Here is a 14,865-nt window from a genome sequence, read left to right on the forward strand (position 1 = left end):
CATCGCCGTTCATCGACGTTGCCGAGGCTGTCGACCATGACAAGGCTCAGTCGTCGCATCTTCGTCCTCAGTGGACTGGTGACCGCCGGTGTCGCTGTGACACCACGCCAGAACGCCCGCGCCGCGGTGCCGTACCCCTTCAAGCTCGGTGTCGCGTCGGGTGACCCCGCGCCGGACAGCGTGGTCCTCTGGACCCGGCTGGCGCCCTCGCCGCTCAACGCCGACGGGCAGGGTGGCATGGCCAACGCCGACGTGACTGTCGAGTGGCAGGTGTCCACCACCGACCGGTTCGCCTCGCTGGTCGCCTCCGGATCGGTGGTGGCCCGGTACGCCGACGCGCACTCCGTGCACGCCATCGCCGGTGGGCTCGCCGCCGACTCCGACTACTACTACCGGTTCCGGGCCCAGGGCCAGATCTCCCCGGTCGGACGGACCCGGACTGCCCCGGCGCCCAGCAGCTTCGGCCGGGACCTGGTGATGGCATTCGCCTCCTGCTCCCACTACGAGGCCGGTTACTACACCGCGTACCGCCGGATGGCCGAGGACAACCCGGGGCTGATCCTGCACCTCGGCGACTACATCTACGAGGGCGGCGTCGGCAGCTCCGGGGTTCGCCAGCACGTCGGCGCCGAGATCGTGTCGCTGGCCGACTACCGCCGCCGGTACGCGCTCTACAAGTCCGACCCGGACCTCCAGGCGGCGCACGCGGCGGCGCCCTGGCTGGTGGTGCCGGACGACCACGAGGTGGAGAACAACTACGCCAACATGGTCCGCAACGACAGCAGCCCGACGCTGACCGCCGCGCAGTGGACCGCCCGGCGGACCGCCGCGTACCGCGCCTACTACGAGAACATGCCGCTGCGCCCCGCGTCGGCGGCGAACGGCAACAGCATCCCGCTGTACCGGCGCGTGCGGTGGGGGCAGCTCGCCACCTTCCACATGCTCGACACCCGGCAGTTCCGCGACGACCAGGCGTGCGGTGACGGCTGGAAGGTCTGCGCGGACGCGGACCTGGCGTCCCGTTCACTGACCGGCGCGACCCAGGAGGCGTGGCTGCTCGACGGGCTGGCCCAGCGCTACGGCACCTGGGACATCCTCGGCCAGCAGGTCTTCTTCGCCCAGCAGTTGGACGCGAACGGGGCGATGAGCATGGACGCCTGGGACGGCTACCGGGCCTCCCGCAGCCGGATCCAGACCGGCTGGCAGCAGCGCGGCGTACGCAACCCGCTGGTGCTCACCGGTGACGTGCACCGGTCGTGGGCCAACGACCTCAAGGCCGACTACGCCAACCCGTCCTCGGCCACCATCGGCACCGAGCTGGTCTGCACGTCGATCAGCTCGACCGGCAACGGCAGCGGCAGCACCACGGTCCCGAACGCGGCGGCCAACCCGCACCTGAAGTTCTACTCGGACCGGCGCGGCTACGTCCGTACCACGATCAGCCGCAGCCAGGTCCGCGCGGACTTCCGCGCGGTGAACTCGGTGACCGAGCACGGCGCGGCGGCCTCCACAATCCGTTCGTTCGTCATCCTCGACGGCCAGCCCGGCCTCCAGGCCGGTTAGGGGAGCGCCACCATGACCGCGATCACCGCACTGCTCACCGCGTCCCTGCTGGTGCCGAACCTGGCGCTGGCACCGACGGTGATGACCGCCGAGGCGGTCACCTGGACCACGGCGAACAGCGTCGCCACCGGCGACCAGGACCTGCCCGCCATCGCCATGAACCGCGCCGGTCACGTCGCGGTGGTGTGGGAGGACGACCGGGACAGCACCGCCCCGGAGGACGACACGCACAGCGAGGTCTACCTGCGACTGTTCCGCGACGGCACGCCCGCGTACGAGCTGAAGCTCTCCGGCGGGGGAACGAGCGGAGCCGCCTGGCGGCACATCAGCCCCGACGTGGGGCTCGACGACCGGGGCAACGCCGTGGTGGTCTGGGCCGCCGACGGCGACGGCAACGGCTACTACAACATCCAGTACCGGGTGGTGTCGCCCGCCGGGGCGGTGCTCGGCTCGGGACAGGCCAACGCCGACGACGCCGGGCAGCAGATCTGGCCGAAGGTCGCCGTCGACCCGGACGGCGCGCCGAGCAACGCCGCCGCCGTGGGTTTCAGCGTGGTCTGGGAGGACGTGCAGGGGACCGCGCCGGCCACCGTCCGGGCCGCCGGCTTCACCGCGGCCACCACCAAGGCGTACGAGGTGACCGCCTCGCAGACGACAGGCGCGCACCACCGCCCCGACGTGGCGGTGTCCGCCTCCGGCGAGGCGCTGGTGGTCTGGGACGAGGACGCCGACGCGAACGGCTCGTACAACATCGGTCTGACCCGACTGGCGCGGGAGAACGGCGCGGTGGCGCTGTCCCGTCGCACGGCCAACGTACAGGGCGGCGGGCAGCAGCAGCGCGCCTCGGTCGCGGCGAACTACGCCGGTGACTTCACCGTCGCCTGGGAATCCGACCACACCGGCGCCCGGGGCGTCTGGTCCCGGTCGTTCACGGCGACGGGGACCGCCCGGCACGACGAGGTCCCGGTGTCCACCGGGACCGGTGCCGGCGTACCCAGCGTCGGCATCGACGACCAGGACAACGTGGTGGTGGGCTGGACGGTCGCGGGTGCCAACCCGGACGTCTGGGCGCGTGGCCTCAACCCGGACGGTACGTCCGCCGGTCGGCTGCCGGCCCAGGCGCTGAGCCAGACCACCACCGGTCGTCAGGAGCACATGGCCGTCGCCGCGTCGCCCTGGGGTGAGGTGAGCGTCTGCTACACCGACGACAACGACGGGAACGGGTTCGACCAGGTGCTTCTGGGCCTGGGCACGACGAACTCCACCTGGCTGATGTCCGCCGAGGAGCTGCGCCGACTGAAGGCCCGGGCCCGCGTCACGCACTGAGCCGACCTGCCGACGAGCACGGGGCTGCGTCCGCACGGTCGGATGTGGCCCCGTGCCCGGACCGCCCGGCGGTGGCCTCAGGCGGTCGGGTCCGGCCCGTCGCTGGCCCTCGCCCCGTCGTTGACGGCCGGGGACGACGGGTTCGTCGAGGCGCGCAGGGTGATCGACTGGTCCGTGTGGTCGACCTCGAAGAGCGTCCCGGCCGGGAAGGCCGCGAACGTCTCGGGTGGCAACTGGAGCGTGCCATCCCCGGCCACCACGGCGAAGTCCCGGCCGTTTCGCCCCTCGGCGCCGACGCGACCGTCCCGGATGGTGACGGCTCGGCCCAGCCGAGCGCCGACCTTGTCGTCGTGGGTCACCACCACCACCGTCGTGCCCCGCTCCGCATTGACGGTGGTCAGAGCCGCGATCACCTCGTCCCGGCCGGACGCGTCGAGCTGGCTTGTCGGCTCGTCGACCAGCAGCAGCCCCGGACCGGCGGCGAGCCCCTGCGCCAGCGCGGCCCGCTGACGTTGCCCGGGGGACAGCTCGCCCACCCGCCGGGCACCTGCGCCGGCGAGGCCGACGAGGTCCAGGAGCGCCTCCGGCGGATCGAGCCGGCGTCCGGCGAGACGTGCCGCGGGTCGCTGCGCCAGCCACACGTTGCGCGACAGCGACAGGTACGGCAGGAGGTTGCGTTCGGCACCCTGCAACACCGTGCCGACCGTGCCTCCACGGAGGGCAGCGAGACCCTTTGTGGAGAGCCGGGACAGCTCGTGGTCGCCCACGTACACCCGGCCGGCGGACGGTTGCATGAGCCCGCCGAGGATCGCCACCAGCGTGGACTTGCCCGAGCCGGACGGACCCACCAGCGCCAACATCTCGCCGGCCGCGATGTCCAGGTCCACCCCGGAGAGAGCGACGACATCGCCGGTGGCGGTCGGATAGATGTGGATCAGCCGGTGGCAGGTGACGGCCACTCCGCCGGACGAGTGTGCGACGGGCGCCGGCTTCTCCCGCCGCGCGAGGGTCATCGACCGCTCCGGCGGCGTACCGAGGTGGCGACGACCCGACCGAGCACGACAGCGGTGAGGGCGAACAGGGTGAGCGCGGGCACCGCGAACAACAGCAGCCGGCCGGCGTCCGGCCAGTCGGGTATCGGAGCCGGTGAACGGCCGTCACTGAACAGGCGTTGCCCGCTGCGGGTGAGAAGCCAGATCACCACTGTGACGAGGGTGCCCGACCCGGCCGCGAACGCGACCGGCCACCCGTAACCACCACGCACGGCACGCGGTGAGAGCCCTTGCCGGCGGAGCGCCACCAGCATCGCCACCCGGGCACGCTGCTCCGCGGCAGCCGTCGCCACCATGCCGGCCGCCCCGATCAGCACCCCGGCCAGCGCGGCGAACACGTTGAAGCGCAGCGCCAGCGCCGCGCCCTGCCGGTCGAACCCCTCTCGTACCTGGGCGATCGTCCGGTCCGACCGCACTACCAGACCCTGGGCGCGCAGCCGGTCGAGGACGTCGGCGGGCGCCGAACGGGCCAACCAGACCTCCTCGTTGCCGTTCTGGCTGGCGACGGCGAGCCGGTCCGCGTACTCCAGGTCGGCGATCAGCCCGGCGCCACCGAGCCTCGGCAGGCGGTCGGCCAGGCCCAGAACCGACCCACTGGTCGGTGTCCCGTCGACGCCGTCGTACGCGTACAACCCGCGCAGCGTGGTCCCCCTCGACCGGGTCAGGTAGATCGGCAGCGGGGAGGGCGCGTCGACGACGGCGACGCCCGCCGGGGCCGACCGCCGGTTCTCCGACACATCGAGGACCAGCCCCTCCCTCGTTCCGCTCGCGGTGTCGAGGGAGGTGTCGTCAGGATCGAGCAGCCGCCAGCGTCGCAGGTCGGCAAGGTGTGCCCCGGTCAGCACGACCGTCTCGGCGGCGCCGTCGCCCTCCGTGGCGCGCAGCTGCTCGAACTGGACCCTGAGTTGTCGGGACACCACCGGAGCGACGATTTCGATCTTGGCTAGTCGGCACTCCCGCGCGCACTCGGGCACCTGGAGGACGTAGTCCCCGCGGCCGGGCTGGATGTCGTCGCGGGGCAGGACCACCCGGGTGCCGTCGCGGCCGGAGATGGTGAGCGCGAGGCGGACCCGGTTGCCGGCGAAGACCTCGGCGTCGAAGTCGGCGGAGACGGTCATGATGAGCTGTCGCCCGCGCAGGTACACCGGTGTCCCCGGTGTGGGCGGGTGGATCGTGCGGGCGATGTCCGCCAGCGACACGCCGTAGGACGGATGCGGTGCCGCCACCCTCGCCAGCCGCTCGGAGTCCACCGCCAGCAGTGGAGTGCCAGCTGCGTCGGGCGAGCCGGAGACCACCGCTGCCATCGCGAACGCCCCTTGCGGATCAACCGCACGCACGGCCGTCAACAGGTGTGAGCGGGATGTCGCGTCGACCTCGACCACGCGCGGCGCGCCGACCTCGACAGTCGCCCGGTCGCGGTAGGCGGCCGAGGCGACCTCGCTCGCCGCGACGGTGAAGGCGAGCATCGCGACCACCACTGTGAGCAGCGCGATCAGCGGCCGGAAGCGGGGTTGCCGGGCCACCTGCACAAGGGCCAGGCCGGCAGTCGTCCGGCCGCGGGCCAGCAGCGCCGCACCCACCGCCGCGCCGGCGATCATCGCGAGCCGGGCCAGCAGCACCGCCGCGGCCAGCGCCCCGGCGACCGGCGCCACCAGCGCCAGCCCGCTGGGCGATCCGCCGGAGCGCAACTGCACCACGGCGGCCACGGCGACGGAGACCGCTACGACGTCACCGATCGTCGCCCGCCACCCTCGTACCCGCGCCGGCACCCGACGCAGCAGCTCGACGACCGGCGCGGAGATCATCCGAGCCTGGGCCAGCAGCACGGCGGCGAGGGCGCCGAGAGCGCCGACGGCGGCGAACCCGATCACTGTGGCGTCCATCGTGACGTCGGCGTCCGTCGCGAGGGTGTGCGTGGCGAGCAGCTTCGCGGCGGCCAGGCCGCCCAGGCAACCGAGGGGGATCGCGACCACCACGGGCGCGGCGTGCTCGGCGATCGCCAGCGCCCACAGTCGTCGGCGCTGCACTCCGCGGAGCAGGAGCAGGCCCTGCTCCGGCCGGCGCTGGTCCACCGCCGAACCGATCGCGACGAAGAGCACCAGCCAGCAGAGCAGGACGAGCAAACCGGCGCCCAGCGCCACACCGTCGGCCAGTTGCCCGCGCTGTCGCGTGACGCGGTCGAGCAGGCTGGCCAGGCTGTTGCCGGCACCGAAGCCCTCGCGGCTCCCGTCGCGCTGCACCACGTTGACGACGGCCAGCAGGTCCGGTGCGGGCCGGGAGGCCAGCAATTCCTCGGTGAGGTAGAGGTCGGCCGTGGAGCGGTAGAGGATGGCCTGGTCGTCGACGAGGGGGGAGGCGTCGGCGGTGAAGATGGCGTCCTCGGCGCTGCCCGCGATCGACGTGACGGCCGAGCCGGCGGCGGGTGGCCGGATGAACTCCGCGCCCAGCCAGAACGGCTCGGTGACGTCGAGCGGTCGGTAGACACCCGTCACCCGCACGGGTACGCCGTCGAACGTGAACTGGTCACCGACGGCGACACCCAGCCGCGCGGCGGTGTGCGTGCTGACCATGACCTCGGGCGGTTGGCCCTTCGACGTGGCGCGGGGGCAGGCCCCGACCACGGCGACGCGCTCGCAGACACCCGACCGGAAGGTCAGGTTCGAGGTCACCCGGCCCGCCCGGCCGGCGGCGACGCCACCGCTCTGCGAGCCCAGGACGACCTCGAACCCGGCCGGCGTGAGCCGCCTGACCTGGTCACCGAACACGGTTCGACCGGGGTCGTTGGGCATGCCTGGATATTCGACCGGGTCGGTGAGTCGTACCCGGAGCTCGTTGGGGTTCGCGCTGGACAGTTCGCGATCGGCCAGGGCCCGACCGGCGGCGGCGACGTAGCTCGGTGCCGCCGCGGCGGCGGCACCGGCGAGCACCGCGAGCAGGAGCACCACCAGCGCCTGCGCCCGGCGGGCCACCAGCGCGCCCCAGATGACTGTCAGCATTGACGGCGATGCTAGCCGTGGAAGCGGCAGCGTACTGCCCCGCGCGGGCCGGGCGCGATCCGCCGGTCAGCGCACTGTCTCAGCTCCGGACGATCTCCGCCCGCCCCTCGACGAGGTGCAGCTCCGCCTCGCAGGCGGCGGCCACCTCCGGGTCGTGGGTGGCGAACACGACGGCGGCGCCCCGGCGTGCCTCGTCGTGCAGGAGATCCAGAACCCGCTGCCGATTCCGCGCGTCCAGTTCGCTGGTCACCTCGTCGGCCAGCACCACATCGCCGCGTAGGGCCAGCCCGCGGGCGACCGCCGTCCGCTGCTGCTGGCCGCCGGACAGCTCCTCGACGAGTTGGTCGGCCTGCCCGGTGAGGCCAAGGTCAGCCAACATGGCGGCGGCCCGCCGACGGGCCTCGGGCGGTGTCACACCGTCGGCGACGAGTGTCACCTGCAGATTCTCGGTGGCGGTCAGGATGGGTGCCAGGCCGTTGTCCTGCGGAATCAGGACGATCCGGCTTTCCACCGCGTGATCACGGTCGCGTAGCGGCTGCCCGTCGACGATCACCGCTCCGTCTCGTGGTCGCAGCAGCCCCGCCATCGTGTTGAGCAGTGTGGTCTTGCCGGCACCCGAGGAGCCCGTCAACGCGAGCACCCGGCCAGGACGCACGGCCACCGAGATCCCCCGGAGCAGGGGTGGCGCGTCGCCGTAGCCGACGGACACCCCTTGGATGGTCAACATGTCACCGCTCCTCTCCGGCACCGACGATCCGCAGACTGCCACGGTGGACGGAGCCGCACAATCACGTAGGAAACCTTCGCTACGTCCGTTGACTTCGATGTTTTGCTACACAACAATCAGCATCAACATCGATATCTGTCTCTTTGTTCGGCGGCTACCGCAGCGGGAGTGAGGGCACGATGAGACACGGTCGACGACTGGTCGGCGGCGCGGCCGCGGCCCTGTTGGTGTGGTGCGGGCGGCCCGGGCCGGCACGGCGTACACGATGTGTCAGGGGTGGATCCGCGTCATCCACGACCGGGGCTACTCGACCGACTACTACCACTTGTGGAACAGCATCTCCGTCAACGGCGCCAGCGTCGGCCAGGGCGCTGTCCTGGGCAACACCGGCACCGATGTCACCTGTGGCGGCGCCGCTTCCGGTCGGCACGTGCACTTCGGGCTGCGGCAGAACAGCGCCTACGTGCCGATCGCCGACCACTCCATCGGCAAGTGGGTGCTGGCCAACGGGGCCGCCGCCTACCAGGGTGGGGCGCGGCACGGCTCGGCCTGGGCCGGCGTCGGCGGTGGGCTGTACAACTACGGCGCGCTCGGCCTGAACCAGGCGGTCGTCGACGCGAACGGCGGTGGCACGCTCACCCGGCGCTCCGGGCCGGGCACCGGCTACGGCGCGGTCGGCTCGGTGGGCGACGGCGCGACGGTCACCGTCTCCTGCTCCGCCAACGGCACCTCGCACACCGGGCGGTACGGCGCCACCGCCCTGTGGAACCGCCTGAGCGACGGCAGTTGGGTGTCCGACGCGTTCCTCTGGACCGGCCTGAACGGGCCGGTCAACGGCTGGTGCTGACCGGTTCGACGCTCGCCAACCCCGACACCGCGAGGAGTGCCCATGTCCGTTCGCGCCATCCGCCGGCTCCTAGTCGTCCTGACCACCACGGTGAGCGCCGTCGTCACGGTCGCCGCACCGGCCGTCGCCGACCCGGTGGGCACGCCGGCGTCGGCCACCCCGCTGTCCGCCGCGTTCGACGCCGCCGCCGCCAGGTACGACGTCCCCCGCGACCTGCTGGTGGCGCTGGCGTACGCCGAGTCGCGGCTGGACCCGCACGGCGGTACGGCGAGCGCGGCCGGCGGGTACGGGCCCATGCACCTGGTGAGCAGCCCCGGCGTGCGCACCCTGGACGAAGCGGCAGCGCTCACCCGGCTCAGCCCTGCCGTGCTGCGCGCCGAACCCGCGGCGAACGTCCTCGGGGCGGCGGCCGTGCTGCGCTCGTACGCCGATCAGGCCGGCCTGAACGCCCTGACCCGCGACGACGTGAACGGGTGGTACGTGCCGGTCGCCCGGTACGGCGGCGCCACCGACGCGTCGGTCGCGCGGCTCTCCGCCGACACGGTCTACGACCTGCTGCGTACCGGGTTCGCCGGGCCCGGCGAGACGGTGCCGGGGCGGCCGGTCGCACCCCGGCGCGGCGGTCTGGAGCGGGCCGCCGTGCTCGGTGACGTAGGCACCCTGAGCACCGACTACGGGCCGGCGGCGTGGGCCCCGGCCAGCACGAGCAACTACACGGTGGCCAGCCGGCCGGGCAGTCACCCGGTGGACCGCATCGTCATCCACGTGACGCAGGGCTCGTACGGCGGGAGCATCAGCTGGTTCCAGAACCCGGCCGCGAGGGTCAGCGCCCACTACACCGTCCGCTCCTCGGACGGGGCTGTCACCCAGTCGGTGCGGGAGAAGGACATCGCCTGGCACGCCGGCAACTGGACGTACAACACCCGGTCGATCGGCATCGAGCACGAGGGGTACGTGGACAACCCGGCCTGGTTCACCGATGCCATGTACCGCGCGTCCGCCGCGCTGACCCGCACCCTCGCCGCGCGGTACGGCGTCCCGAGGGACCGGTCGCACATCATCGGGCACGTCGAGGTGCCCGGTGCGACCCACACCGATCCCGGACCGAACTGGAACTGGACCTACTACCTGCAGCTGGTCAACGGGATCACCGGCATCGGTTCCGGCACCGTGAACACCGAGTCGTCCAGCCTGAACGTGCGCTCCGGCCCCGGCACCGGCTACCCGGTCGTCGGCTCGGTCGCCGACGGCGCCACGGTCGCCGTCTACTGTCAGGCCGTCGGCAGCACCGTCACCGGGCCGCTCGGCACGACAGCCATCTGGAACCGGATCGGCACCAACCGCTACGTCTCCGACGCGTACGTGTTCACCGGCCACGACGGGTACATCCCGAACGTGCCGCGTTGTTGACCGGCGCGACCCGACGCCGGGATCGATCAGGTGGGGGTCGGCGGGGCGAAGAGCAGGTCGAGCTGGGCGTCCAGCGCGTCCAGTGCCTGCTCGGGCGTGTACTGCCCACCCAGCAGGTAGACGCCGAGCCCCTCCATCAGCGCCAGCAGGCCGGCCGCGGCGGGCTCGCCCCGCCCCTCGGGCAGGACGCCGGCGATGAAGTCCGTCAGCTGGCGGGTGCCGGCACGGAGACCGGTCGCGGCGGCCGGACGCACCGCCGTGTAGGCGAGGAACGCCAGCGCCACCCGCCCGTCGTCCCGGGTGCTCTCGTCGAGGGGCAGTAGCGCGGCGAGCAGCGTCCGCAGCAGCAGCCGGGGCGGTGGACGCTCGCCCAGTCGCGCCACCGCCTCGGTGACCCGGATCTGGCTGCGCTCGCGGACCACGCTCAGCGCGAACGCCATCATCTCGTCCTTGGTCCGGAAGTAGTGCTGGACCATCCCGGCGGACACGCCGGCCTCGGTCGCCACGTGGCGGAGGCTCACCGCCTCCAGGCCCTGGTCGGCGGCGACCCGCATCAGCGCGTTCGCGATGAGGGTGCGTCGCTCCTGGTGGTCGACCTTCTTGGGCATGACCTCGATCGTTTCACAGGGGTTGGTCCGGGCGCCGCTTCCGTGGGCGACGGTTACCGGCGGGCGGTCTCTCCGGCCGGGGTGCCCCGCGCGCTGCGCAGCAGACCGTCCGGGTCGTCGGCGTACAGTCGCAGCTCGTCGACCGGCGCGGACCTGGCCCTGGGCAGGTCGAGGGTGAGCGGCCGGCGCAGCAGGACGTCGACGCTCGTCTGGCTGCCGACCGACACGGACACCACCCGACGGTCACCGTCCTGCTCGACCTGCACCGACCGGCTCGACGGCAGTGAGCGGTGACGTTTGCGCAGCGCCTCGACGTCCGTCCACGGCAGCCAGACGTCGATGCCGGAGCTGAGCCGCACCCGCAGGCCCCGGTCGCCCACCACGTGCGGGTGGATCGTCATGCTCGCGTACAGCCCGATCATCCAGAGCAGACCCCAGACGCCCAGGCCGAGCACGATCCACCGGGCTGGCCGCCACGGCACCACGTGGGTGACGACGAGGTCGAAGACCGGGATCTCGACTGCCGACAGGGCGATGAAGATGCCCAGGATCGGCTTGACCACGCCGAGGTAGCCGAACGGCTCGTCGCCGGGCCCCAGCGGCAGCGGGCGACGCCGCGCCCACAGGTAGAGGCTGCGCCACATGGCGGCCTCGGCCACCACCGCCCGGCGCAGCAGCTGTCCCACACCCGGCCGGGTCGGTGTCTTCGTCTCGGTCATCGTCGTCCTCACGGTGGGGTGCTGGTCAGTGGACGGTGACGGTTCCGGCGCCGCCGTCGACGGTGACGAGCTGCCCGGTGGTGATCGTCCGGGTGGCGTCCGGTACGCAGATGACGGCGGGGATGCCGTACTCCCGGGCCACCGTCGGGCCGTGGGCCATGACCGCCCCGGTCTCGGTGACCAGCGCGGCGGCGGTGAGGAAGAGCGGCGTCCACCCGGGGTCGGTGGTCGCGGCCACCAGCACGTCGCCCGGTTCGACGTGGGCGCTGCCCGGATCGTGGACGACCCGGGCCGGTCCGGTCACCCGGCCCGCTGCCGCGCCCACACCCGCGAGAGTCCCGTCGCCGGCGGCCGTCGCCGGCAGCGTCGTCTCGACGTCGGTGCCGTCGGAGAGCAGCGCCACCGGCACCGAGCGACGACGCAGCTCCCGGCGGTGCGCGGCCCGCCGGGCGGCGACAGCGCCGCGCAGGTCGACACCCTGGTGTACGACGGTGTGCACCTCGTCGAGCGTCAGGAACATGATGTCGTCGGGCCGGTCCAGCAACCCCGTGCCCCGCAGGTCCGCGCCGATCAGCAGCAGTTGTCGGCGGCTCTCGCGCAGCGGGTACAGGCCGGCGAACTTTCCCGCCTCGCGCAGACCGGCGAGCGACCGGGCCCGGCGCAGCAGGAACCCGGCGATCGTGCCCCGGACGGGCCGCCGACGTCGGGTGCGCGCTACCAGCTCCTCCAACGCCGTCTCCGCCGCCGCGGCGGCCTGCTGGAAGCGCCGGTCGGGGCCCTGCTCCGGGTCGGTGACCCGCAGGTAGTTGGCGAGCGCGGCGAAGACCGGCGTCGGGTCCTCGGCCCAGCGCGGCACACCGAGGTCGACCTCGGCGACGCCCCGGTGACCGTAGTTGTCGAGGAAGGCCCCGATGCCGAGATCGGGCAGCGTTCCGTCTAGCTGGCGGGCGGCCAACTCGGACGGTGGTGTGTCCAGCAGGAGTCGCCGGTGCTCGCCCACGCCCTGGGCGATCCGCCAGAGGGCCAGGTCCATCTCGATGGTCACGTTGTGCGGCATGCCGGCCAGCGTCGCGTGGATCTCGTCCGCCTCGGCGACGCCCTTGAGCAGAGCGGCGGGCAGCGCGGCGGCGAGCATCCCGGCGACGATCGGCCACATGATCGCGTCGGCCCGGTCGTCGTCAGGCGCCTGGAGGAACCGCAGCCGGTCGGCGGCGGTCCGCAGGTCGGCGGGGGCCGCCGAGCGTGCTCTCAGCTGCTCGATGGCCGCGAACATCCGGGTGCGCGCGGTGTCGGGACGGGCCAGGGCCCGCAGGATGCCGACCACGGCGCGGCCGGCGGTGCGCAGCGACGCGGCGCCCTGCGCCCGACCGCGTCCGGCGCGGCCGGCGGTCGGGGCGAAGCGCGGGTCGGCGAGGACGTGGCGCATCACCGCCTGCGCCCGGGGGCCGAAGTCGACAGCCAGCAGCTTGACCAGTCGCCTGCGCGACGACCGGTCGCGGGCCAGGTCGGTCAGGTCGCCGTAGAGCCGGCCGCCGATGTCGACGATCTCCACCCGGACGCCGAGCGCGGCGAGCATCGCGGTGATCTGCGCCCGGAGGGTCGCCATGCCCATCGGCGTGACCGGGCGCAGCATCCCCTGGACGTGCCCGAACTCCAGGTAGACGCGGGGGAGGGGCTTGTCGGTGGCCGGTGGCGGGGGGAACAGGCTGGTGATCGGACGCGACTGCAGCAACCACAGCACGTCGTCGGCGTCGAGCGCCCACTCGATGTCCTGCGGGCAGCCGAAGTGACCCGCCAGCCGCTGGCCGACGGCCCGCAGCCGAGCCAGGTGCGCGGGCGCCAGGCACCCGGTGTCGTCGCGCGCGACGTCGTCGTCGAGGACGTAGTGGTCCACCGCCGTCGCGCCGTCCACCACAGCGGTGCCGAGGCCCGGCGCGGCGTCGACCACCATCTCGTCGCGGCGGCCGGTGAGCGGGTTCGCGGTGTAGAGCACGCCCGCCACCACGGGCGTGACCATGCGTTGCACGACGACCGCCATCGCCAACCCGTGCTCGTCGATCTCGTGGGCCCTGCGGTAGGCGATCGCGCGGTCGCTGTGCAGGGAGGCCCAGCACTTCTCGATGGCGGCGACCAGCTCCGCCGTGCCGGTGACGTCGAGGACGCTGTCCTGCTGCCCGGCGAAGCTCGCGTCCGGCAGGTCCTCGGCGGTGGCGCTGGAGCGTACCGCCACCCGGCCCGCCCCGAGCCGTTCGTACGCGGCGACGACCTCGGCGACGGGAACGACGCCCAGCCGGTGCGCCTCGGTGGTGAGGCAGAAGCCGTCCGGGACCCGTTCGCCGTGCCGGATCAGCGCGCCGAGCCCGGCCGCCTTGCCGCCGACCAGGTCGGTCATGTCGGCGGTCAGCTCGGACAACCCGATCACGCGCATGCGATCCCACTTTCTTGGCAATGCGACTGTATTGCTTACGACCGTAGCTCTTTTGCGATGCGACTGCAATGTGATCACTTCCGTGACGGGTGGTGGGTGGCGGCGTTGCCGGGGTCTGCCATGCTCGGCCGCGTGAGCACCGGCCGCCCGACCCGAGCCCGTTCCCACCGCCGCCCCCGCAGGCGGGCCCTGTACGTCCTGCTCGCGCTGGTCGCGGCGGCCGTCGTCCTCGGCGTCGCGGTGGTCGTGGTGCCGATGCTGCGACCGGCCGGGCCGCGCCCGCTCTTCCAGATGCCGGTCGCCTGCGGTGAGACCTGGCAGCTCAGCACCTATCCCGGCCACGACGACTACGACGTCGACTTCTTTCCGGTCGAGGGTGAGGCGTGGGGCCGCCCGGTCCTCGCCTCCGCCGCCGGCACGGTCTCCGTGGCGGGCATCAACGGGTCACTGGGCGGGCGTACCCCGGAGAACCCGGAGGGGCCGCGCGGTCGCGGTGGCGGCTACTGGGTGAAGATCGACCATGGCGGCAGGTGGGAGACGCAGTACCTGCACCTGCTCGAACCGCCGCTGGTGCGGGTGGGCCAGGAGGTCGCCCAGGGGGAGCAGATCGGGCGGCTCGGCAGCACCGGCAACTCCGGCGCGCCGCACCTGCACTACGAGCAGCGTCGAGGCTGGGAGAAGGTGGAGACGCACTTCGACGGCGCGCCCTCGGGCATCACCACGGACGAACGCGAACAGATCCTGCGGCGGGTGAGCAACAACTGCCCGACCGTCCCCTGAGGACCGCGGTTTACCCGCCCCGGCTCGGGGCACTGGTCTGGGGACAGCGCAGCCGCAGGGGAGGAGTTGGCGATGACCAAGGGCGACGTCGAGACGTACCACGAGAACGGGCAGTGGAAGAACAAGCCCGAGGGCAACCAGCGGGCCAGCAGCACCCATGACGCGAAGGCCGAGGCGCAGGCCGAGGGCCGCGAGATGGCCGCCGACCGTGGCGTCGAGCACGTCATCAAGAAGCAGGACGGCACGATCGGGGAGAAGAACACCTACCCGCGTAGCCGGGACCCCCGGGAGATCCCGGGCTGAACGCTTTCTCGCGGTGGTGACCGACCTCCCCGGCCAGGCCGGGGAGGTCGGATCGTTTCACGCCCAGGCCAGGCCAGCTTTGTCCCTTTAAGTACGTTTTAGAGGG

General features: G+C 72.8%; 12 protein-coding genes. 6 read left to right on the forward strand and 6 right to left on the reverse strand.

The features are described 5' to 3' along the window. Positions 1-36 precede the first annotated feature (36 nt). Positions 37-1,563 (forward strand): alkaline phosphatase D family protein, encoded by a 1,527-nt coding sequence (locus O7634_RS19270; RefSeq protein ID WP_278151505.1) that lies wholly within the window; start codon positions 37-39, stop codon positions 1,561-1,563. 12 nt (positions 1,564-1,575) lie between these two features. After that, positions 1,576-2,889: a hypothetical protein gene (locus tag O7634_RS19275; protein ID WP_278151506.1), complete on the forward strand. Its 1,314-nt coding sequence runs from the start codon at positions 1,576-1,578 to the stop codon at positions 2,887-2,889. Between the two features lie 77 nt (positions 2,890-2,966). On the opposite strand, the gene O7634_RS19280 is transcribed toward O7634_RS19275, so the two are convergent. The 3 genes from O7634_RS19280 to O7634_RS19290 all read right to left on the reverse strand — a co-directional run bounded on the left by O7634_RS19280 (position 2,967) and on the right by O7634_RS19290 (position 7,664). Then, positions 2,967-3,902, reverse strand: coding sequence for an ATP-binding cassette domain-containing protein (locus O7634_RS19280; protein ID WP_278151507.1), 936 nt, complete (start codon positions 3,900-3,902; stop codon positions 2,967-2,969). Continuing rightward, positions 3,899-6,937, reverse strand: a complete 3,039-nt coding sequence (locus O7634_RS19285) for an FtsX-like permease family protein (protein WP_278151508.1) — start codon at positions 6,935-6,937, stop codon at positions 3,899-3,901. Before O7634_RS19285 ends, O7634_RS19280 begins: the two co-directional genes overlap by 4 nt. A gap of 79 nt (positions 6,938-7,016) precedes the next feature. Next, on the reverse strand, positions 7,017-7,664 hold the full coding sequence (locus O7634_RS19290) for an ATP-binding cassette domain-containing protein (protein WP_278151509.1): 648 nt from the start codon (positions 7,662-7,664) through the stop codon (positions 7,017-7,019). A gap of 232 nt (positions 7,665-7,896) precedes the next feature. Between O7634_RS19290 and O7634_RS19295 the strand changes: the two genes are divergently transcribed. Together O7634_RS19295 and O7634_RS19300 are read left to right on the forward strand one after the other, a co-directional pair. Beyond that, complete coding sequence (locus tag O7634_RS19295; RefSeq protein ID WP_278151510.1) at positions 7,897-8,511, forward strand: peptidoglycan DD-metalloendopeptidase family protein; 615 nt, start codon at positions 7,897-7,899, stop codon at positions 8,509-8,511. Positions 8,512-8,553: 42 nt separating this feature from the next. After that, positions 8,554-9,921: an N-acetylmuramoyl-L-alanine amidase gene (locus O7634_RS19300; protein WP_278151511.1), complete on the forward strand. Its 1,368-nt coding sequence runs from the start codon at positions 8,554-8,556 to the stop codon at positions 9,919-9,921. A 26-nt stretch (positions 9,922-9,947) separates the two neighbouring features. On the opposite strand, the gene O7634_RS19305 is transcribed toward O7634_RS19300, so the two are convergent. Genes O7634_RS19305 through O7634_RS19315 form a run of 3 tightly spaced genes read right to left on the reverse strand, consistent with a single transcriptional unit; the run spans position 9,948 to position 13,676 of the window. Next, entirely contained in the window at positions 9,948-10,529 is a 582-nt protein-coding gene (locus O7634_RS19305; protein ID WP_278151512.1) for a TetR/AcrR family transcriptional regulator, read from the reverse strand. A gap of 53 nt (positions 10,530-10,582) precedes the next feature. Next, positions 10,583-11,248, reverse strand: coding sequence for a hypothetical protein (locus tag O7634_RS19310; RefSeq protein ID WP_278151513.1), 666 nt, complete (start codon positions 11,246-11,248; stop codon positions 10,583-10,585). Positions 11,249-11,273: 25 nt separating this feature from the next. Continuing rightward, complete coding sequence (locus O7634_RS19315; protein ID WP_278151514.1) at positions 11,274-13,676, reverse strand: PEP/pyruvate-binding domain-containing protein; 2,403 nt, start codon at positions 13,674-13,676, stop codon at positions 11,274-11,276. A 120-nt stretch (positions 13,677-13,796) separates the two neighbouring features. Here O7634_RS19315 and O7634_RS19320 point away from each other — a divergent pair, with 120 nt between their 5' ends. Next, positions 13,797-14,456: a M23 family metallopeptidase gene (locus O7634_RS19320; RefSeq protein WP_278151515.1), complete on the forward strand. Its 660-nt coding sequence runs from the start codon at positions 13,797-13,799 to the stop codon at positions 14,454-14,456. A 72-nt stretch (positions 14,457-14,528) separates the two neighbouring features. Then, complete coding sequence (locus O7634_RS19325) at positions 14,529-14,759, forward strand: DUF2188 domain-containing protein (RefSeq protein WP_278151516.1); 231 nt, start codon at positions 14,529-14,531, stop codon at positions 14,757-14,759. Positions 14,760-14,865 lie beyond the last annotated feature (106 nt).

The organism is Micromonospora sp. WMMD1120 (genome assembly GCF_029626235.1).
Taxonomy (GTDB): domain Bacteria; phylum Actinomycetota; class Actinomycetes; order Mycobacteriales; family Micromonosporaceae; genus Micromonospora.

What these genes read in the sequence shown, in the direction of transcription:
- O7634_RS19270 (WP_278151505.1), top strand. Translation starts at nt 37, where the DNA reads ATGACAAGGCTCAGTCGTCGCATCTTCGTCCTCAGTGGACTGGTGACC.
- O7634_RS19275 (WP_278151506.1), top strand. Translation starts at nt 1,576, where the DNA reads ATGACCGCGATCACCGCACTGCTCACCGCGTCCCTGCTGGTGCCGAAC.
- O7634_RS19280 (WP_278151507.1), bottom strand. Translation starts at nt 3,902, where the DNA reads ATGACCCTCGCGCGGCGGGAGAAGCCGGCGCCCGTCGCACACTCGTCC.
- O7634_RS19285 (WP_278151508.1), bottom strand. Translation starts at nt 6,937, where the DNA reads ATGCTGACAGTCATCTGGGGCGCGCTGGTGGCCCGCCGGGCGCAGGCG.
- O7634_RS19290 (WP_278151509.1), bottom strand. Translation starts at nt 7,664, where the DNA reads ATGTTGACCATCCAAGGGGTGTCCGTCGGCTACGGCGACGCGCCACCC.
- O7634_RS19300 (WP_278151511.1), top strand. Translation starts at nt 8,554, where the DNA reads ATGTCCGTTCGCGCCATCCGCCGGCTCCTAGTCGTCCTGACCACCACG.
- O7634_RS19305 (WP_278151512.1), bottom strand. Translation starts at nt 10,529, where the DNA reads ATGCCCAAGAAGGTCGACCACCAGGAGCGACGCACCCTCATCGCGAAC.
- O7634_RS19310 (WP_278151513.1), bottom strand. Translation starts at nt 11,248, where the DNA reads ATGACCGAGACGAAGACACCGACCCGGCCGGGTGTGGGACAGCTGCTG.
- O7634_RS19315 (WP_278151514.1), bottom strand. Translation starts at nt 13,676, where the DNA reads ATGCGCGTGATCGGGTTGTCCGAGCTGACCGCCGACATGACCGACCTG.
- O7634_RS19320 (WP_278151515.1), top strand. Translation starts at nt 13,797, where the DNA reads ATGCTCGGCCGCGTGAGCACCGGCCGCCCGACCCGAGCCCGTTCCCAC.
- O7634_RS19325 (WP_278151516.1), top strand. Translation starts at nt 14,529, where the DNA reads ATGACCAAGGGCGACGTCGAGACGTACCACGAGAACGGGCAGTGGAAG.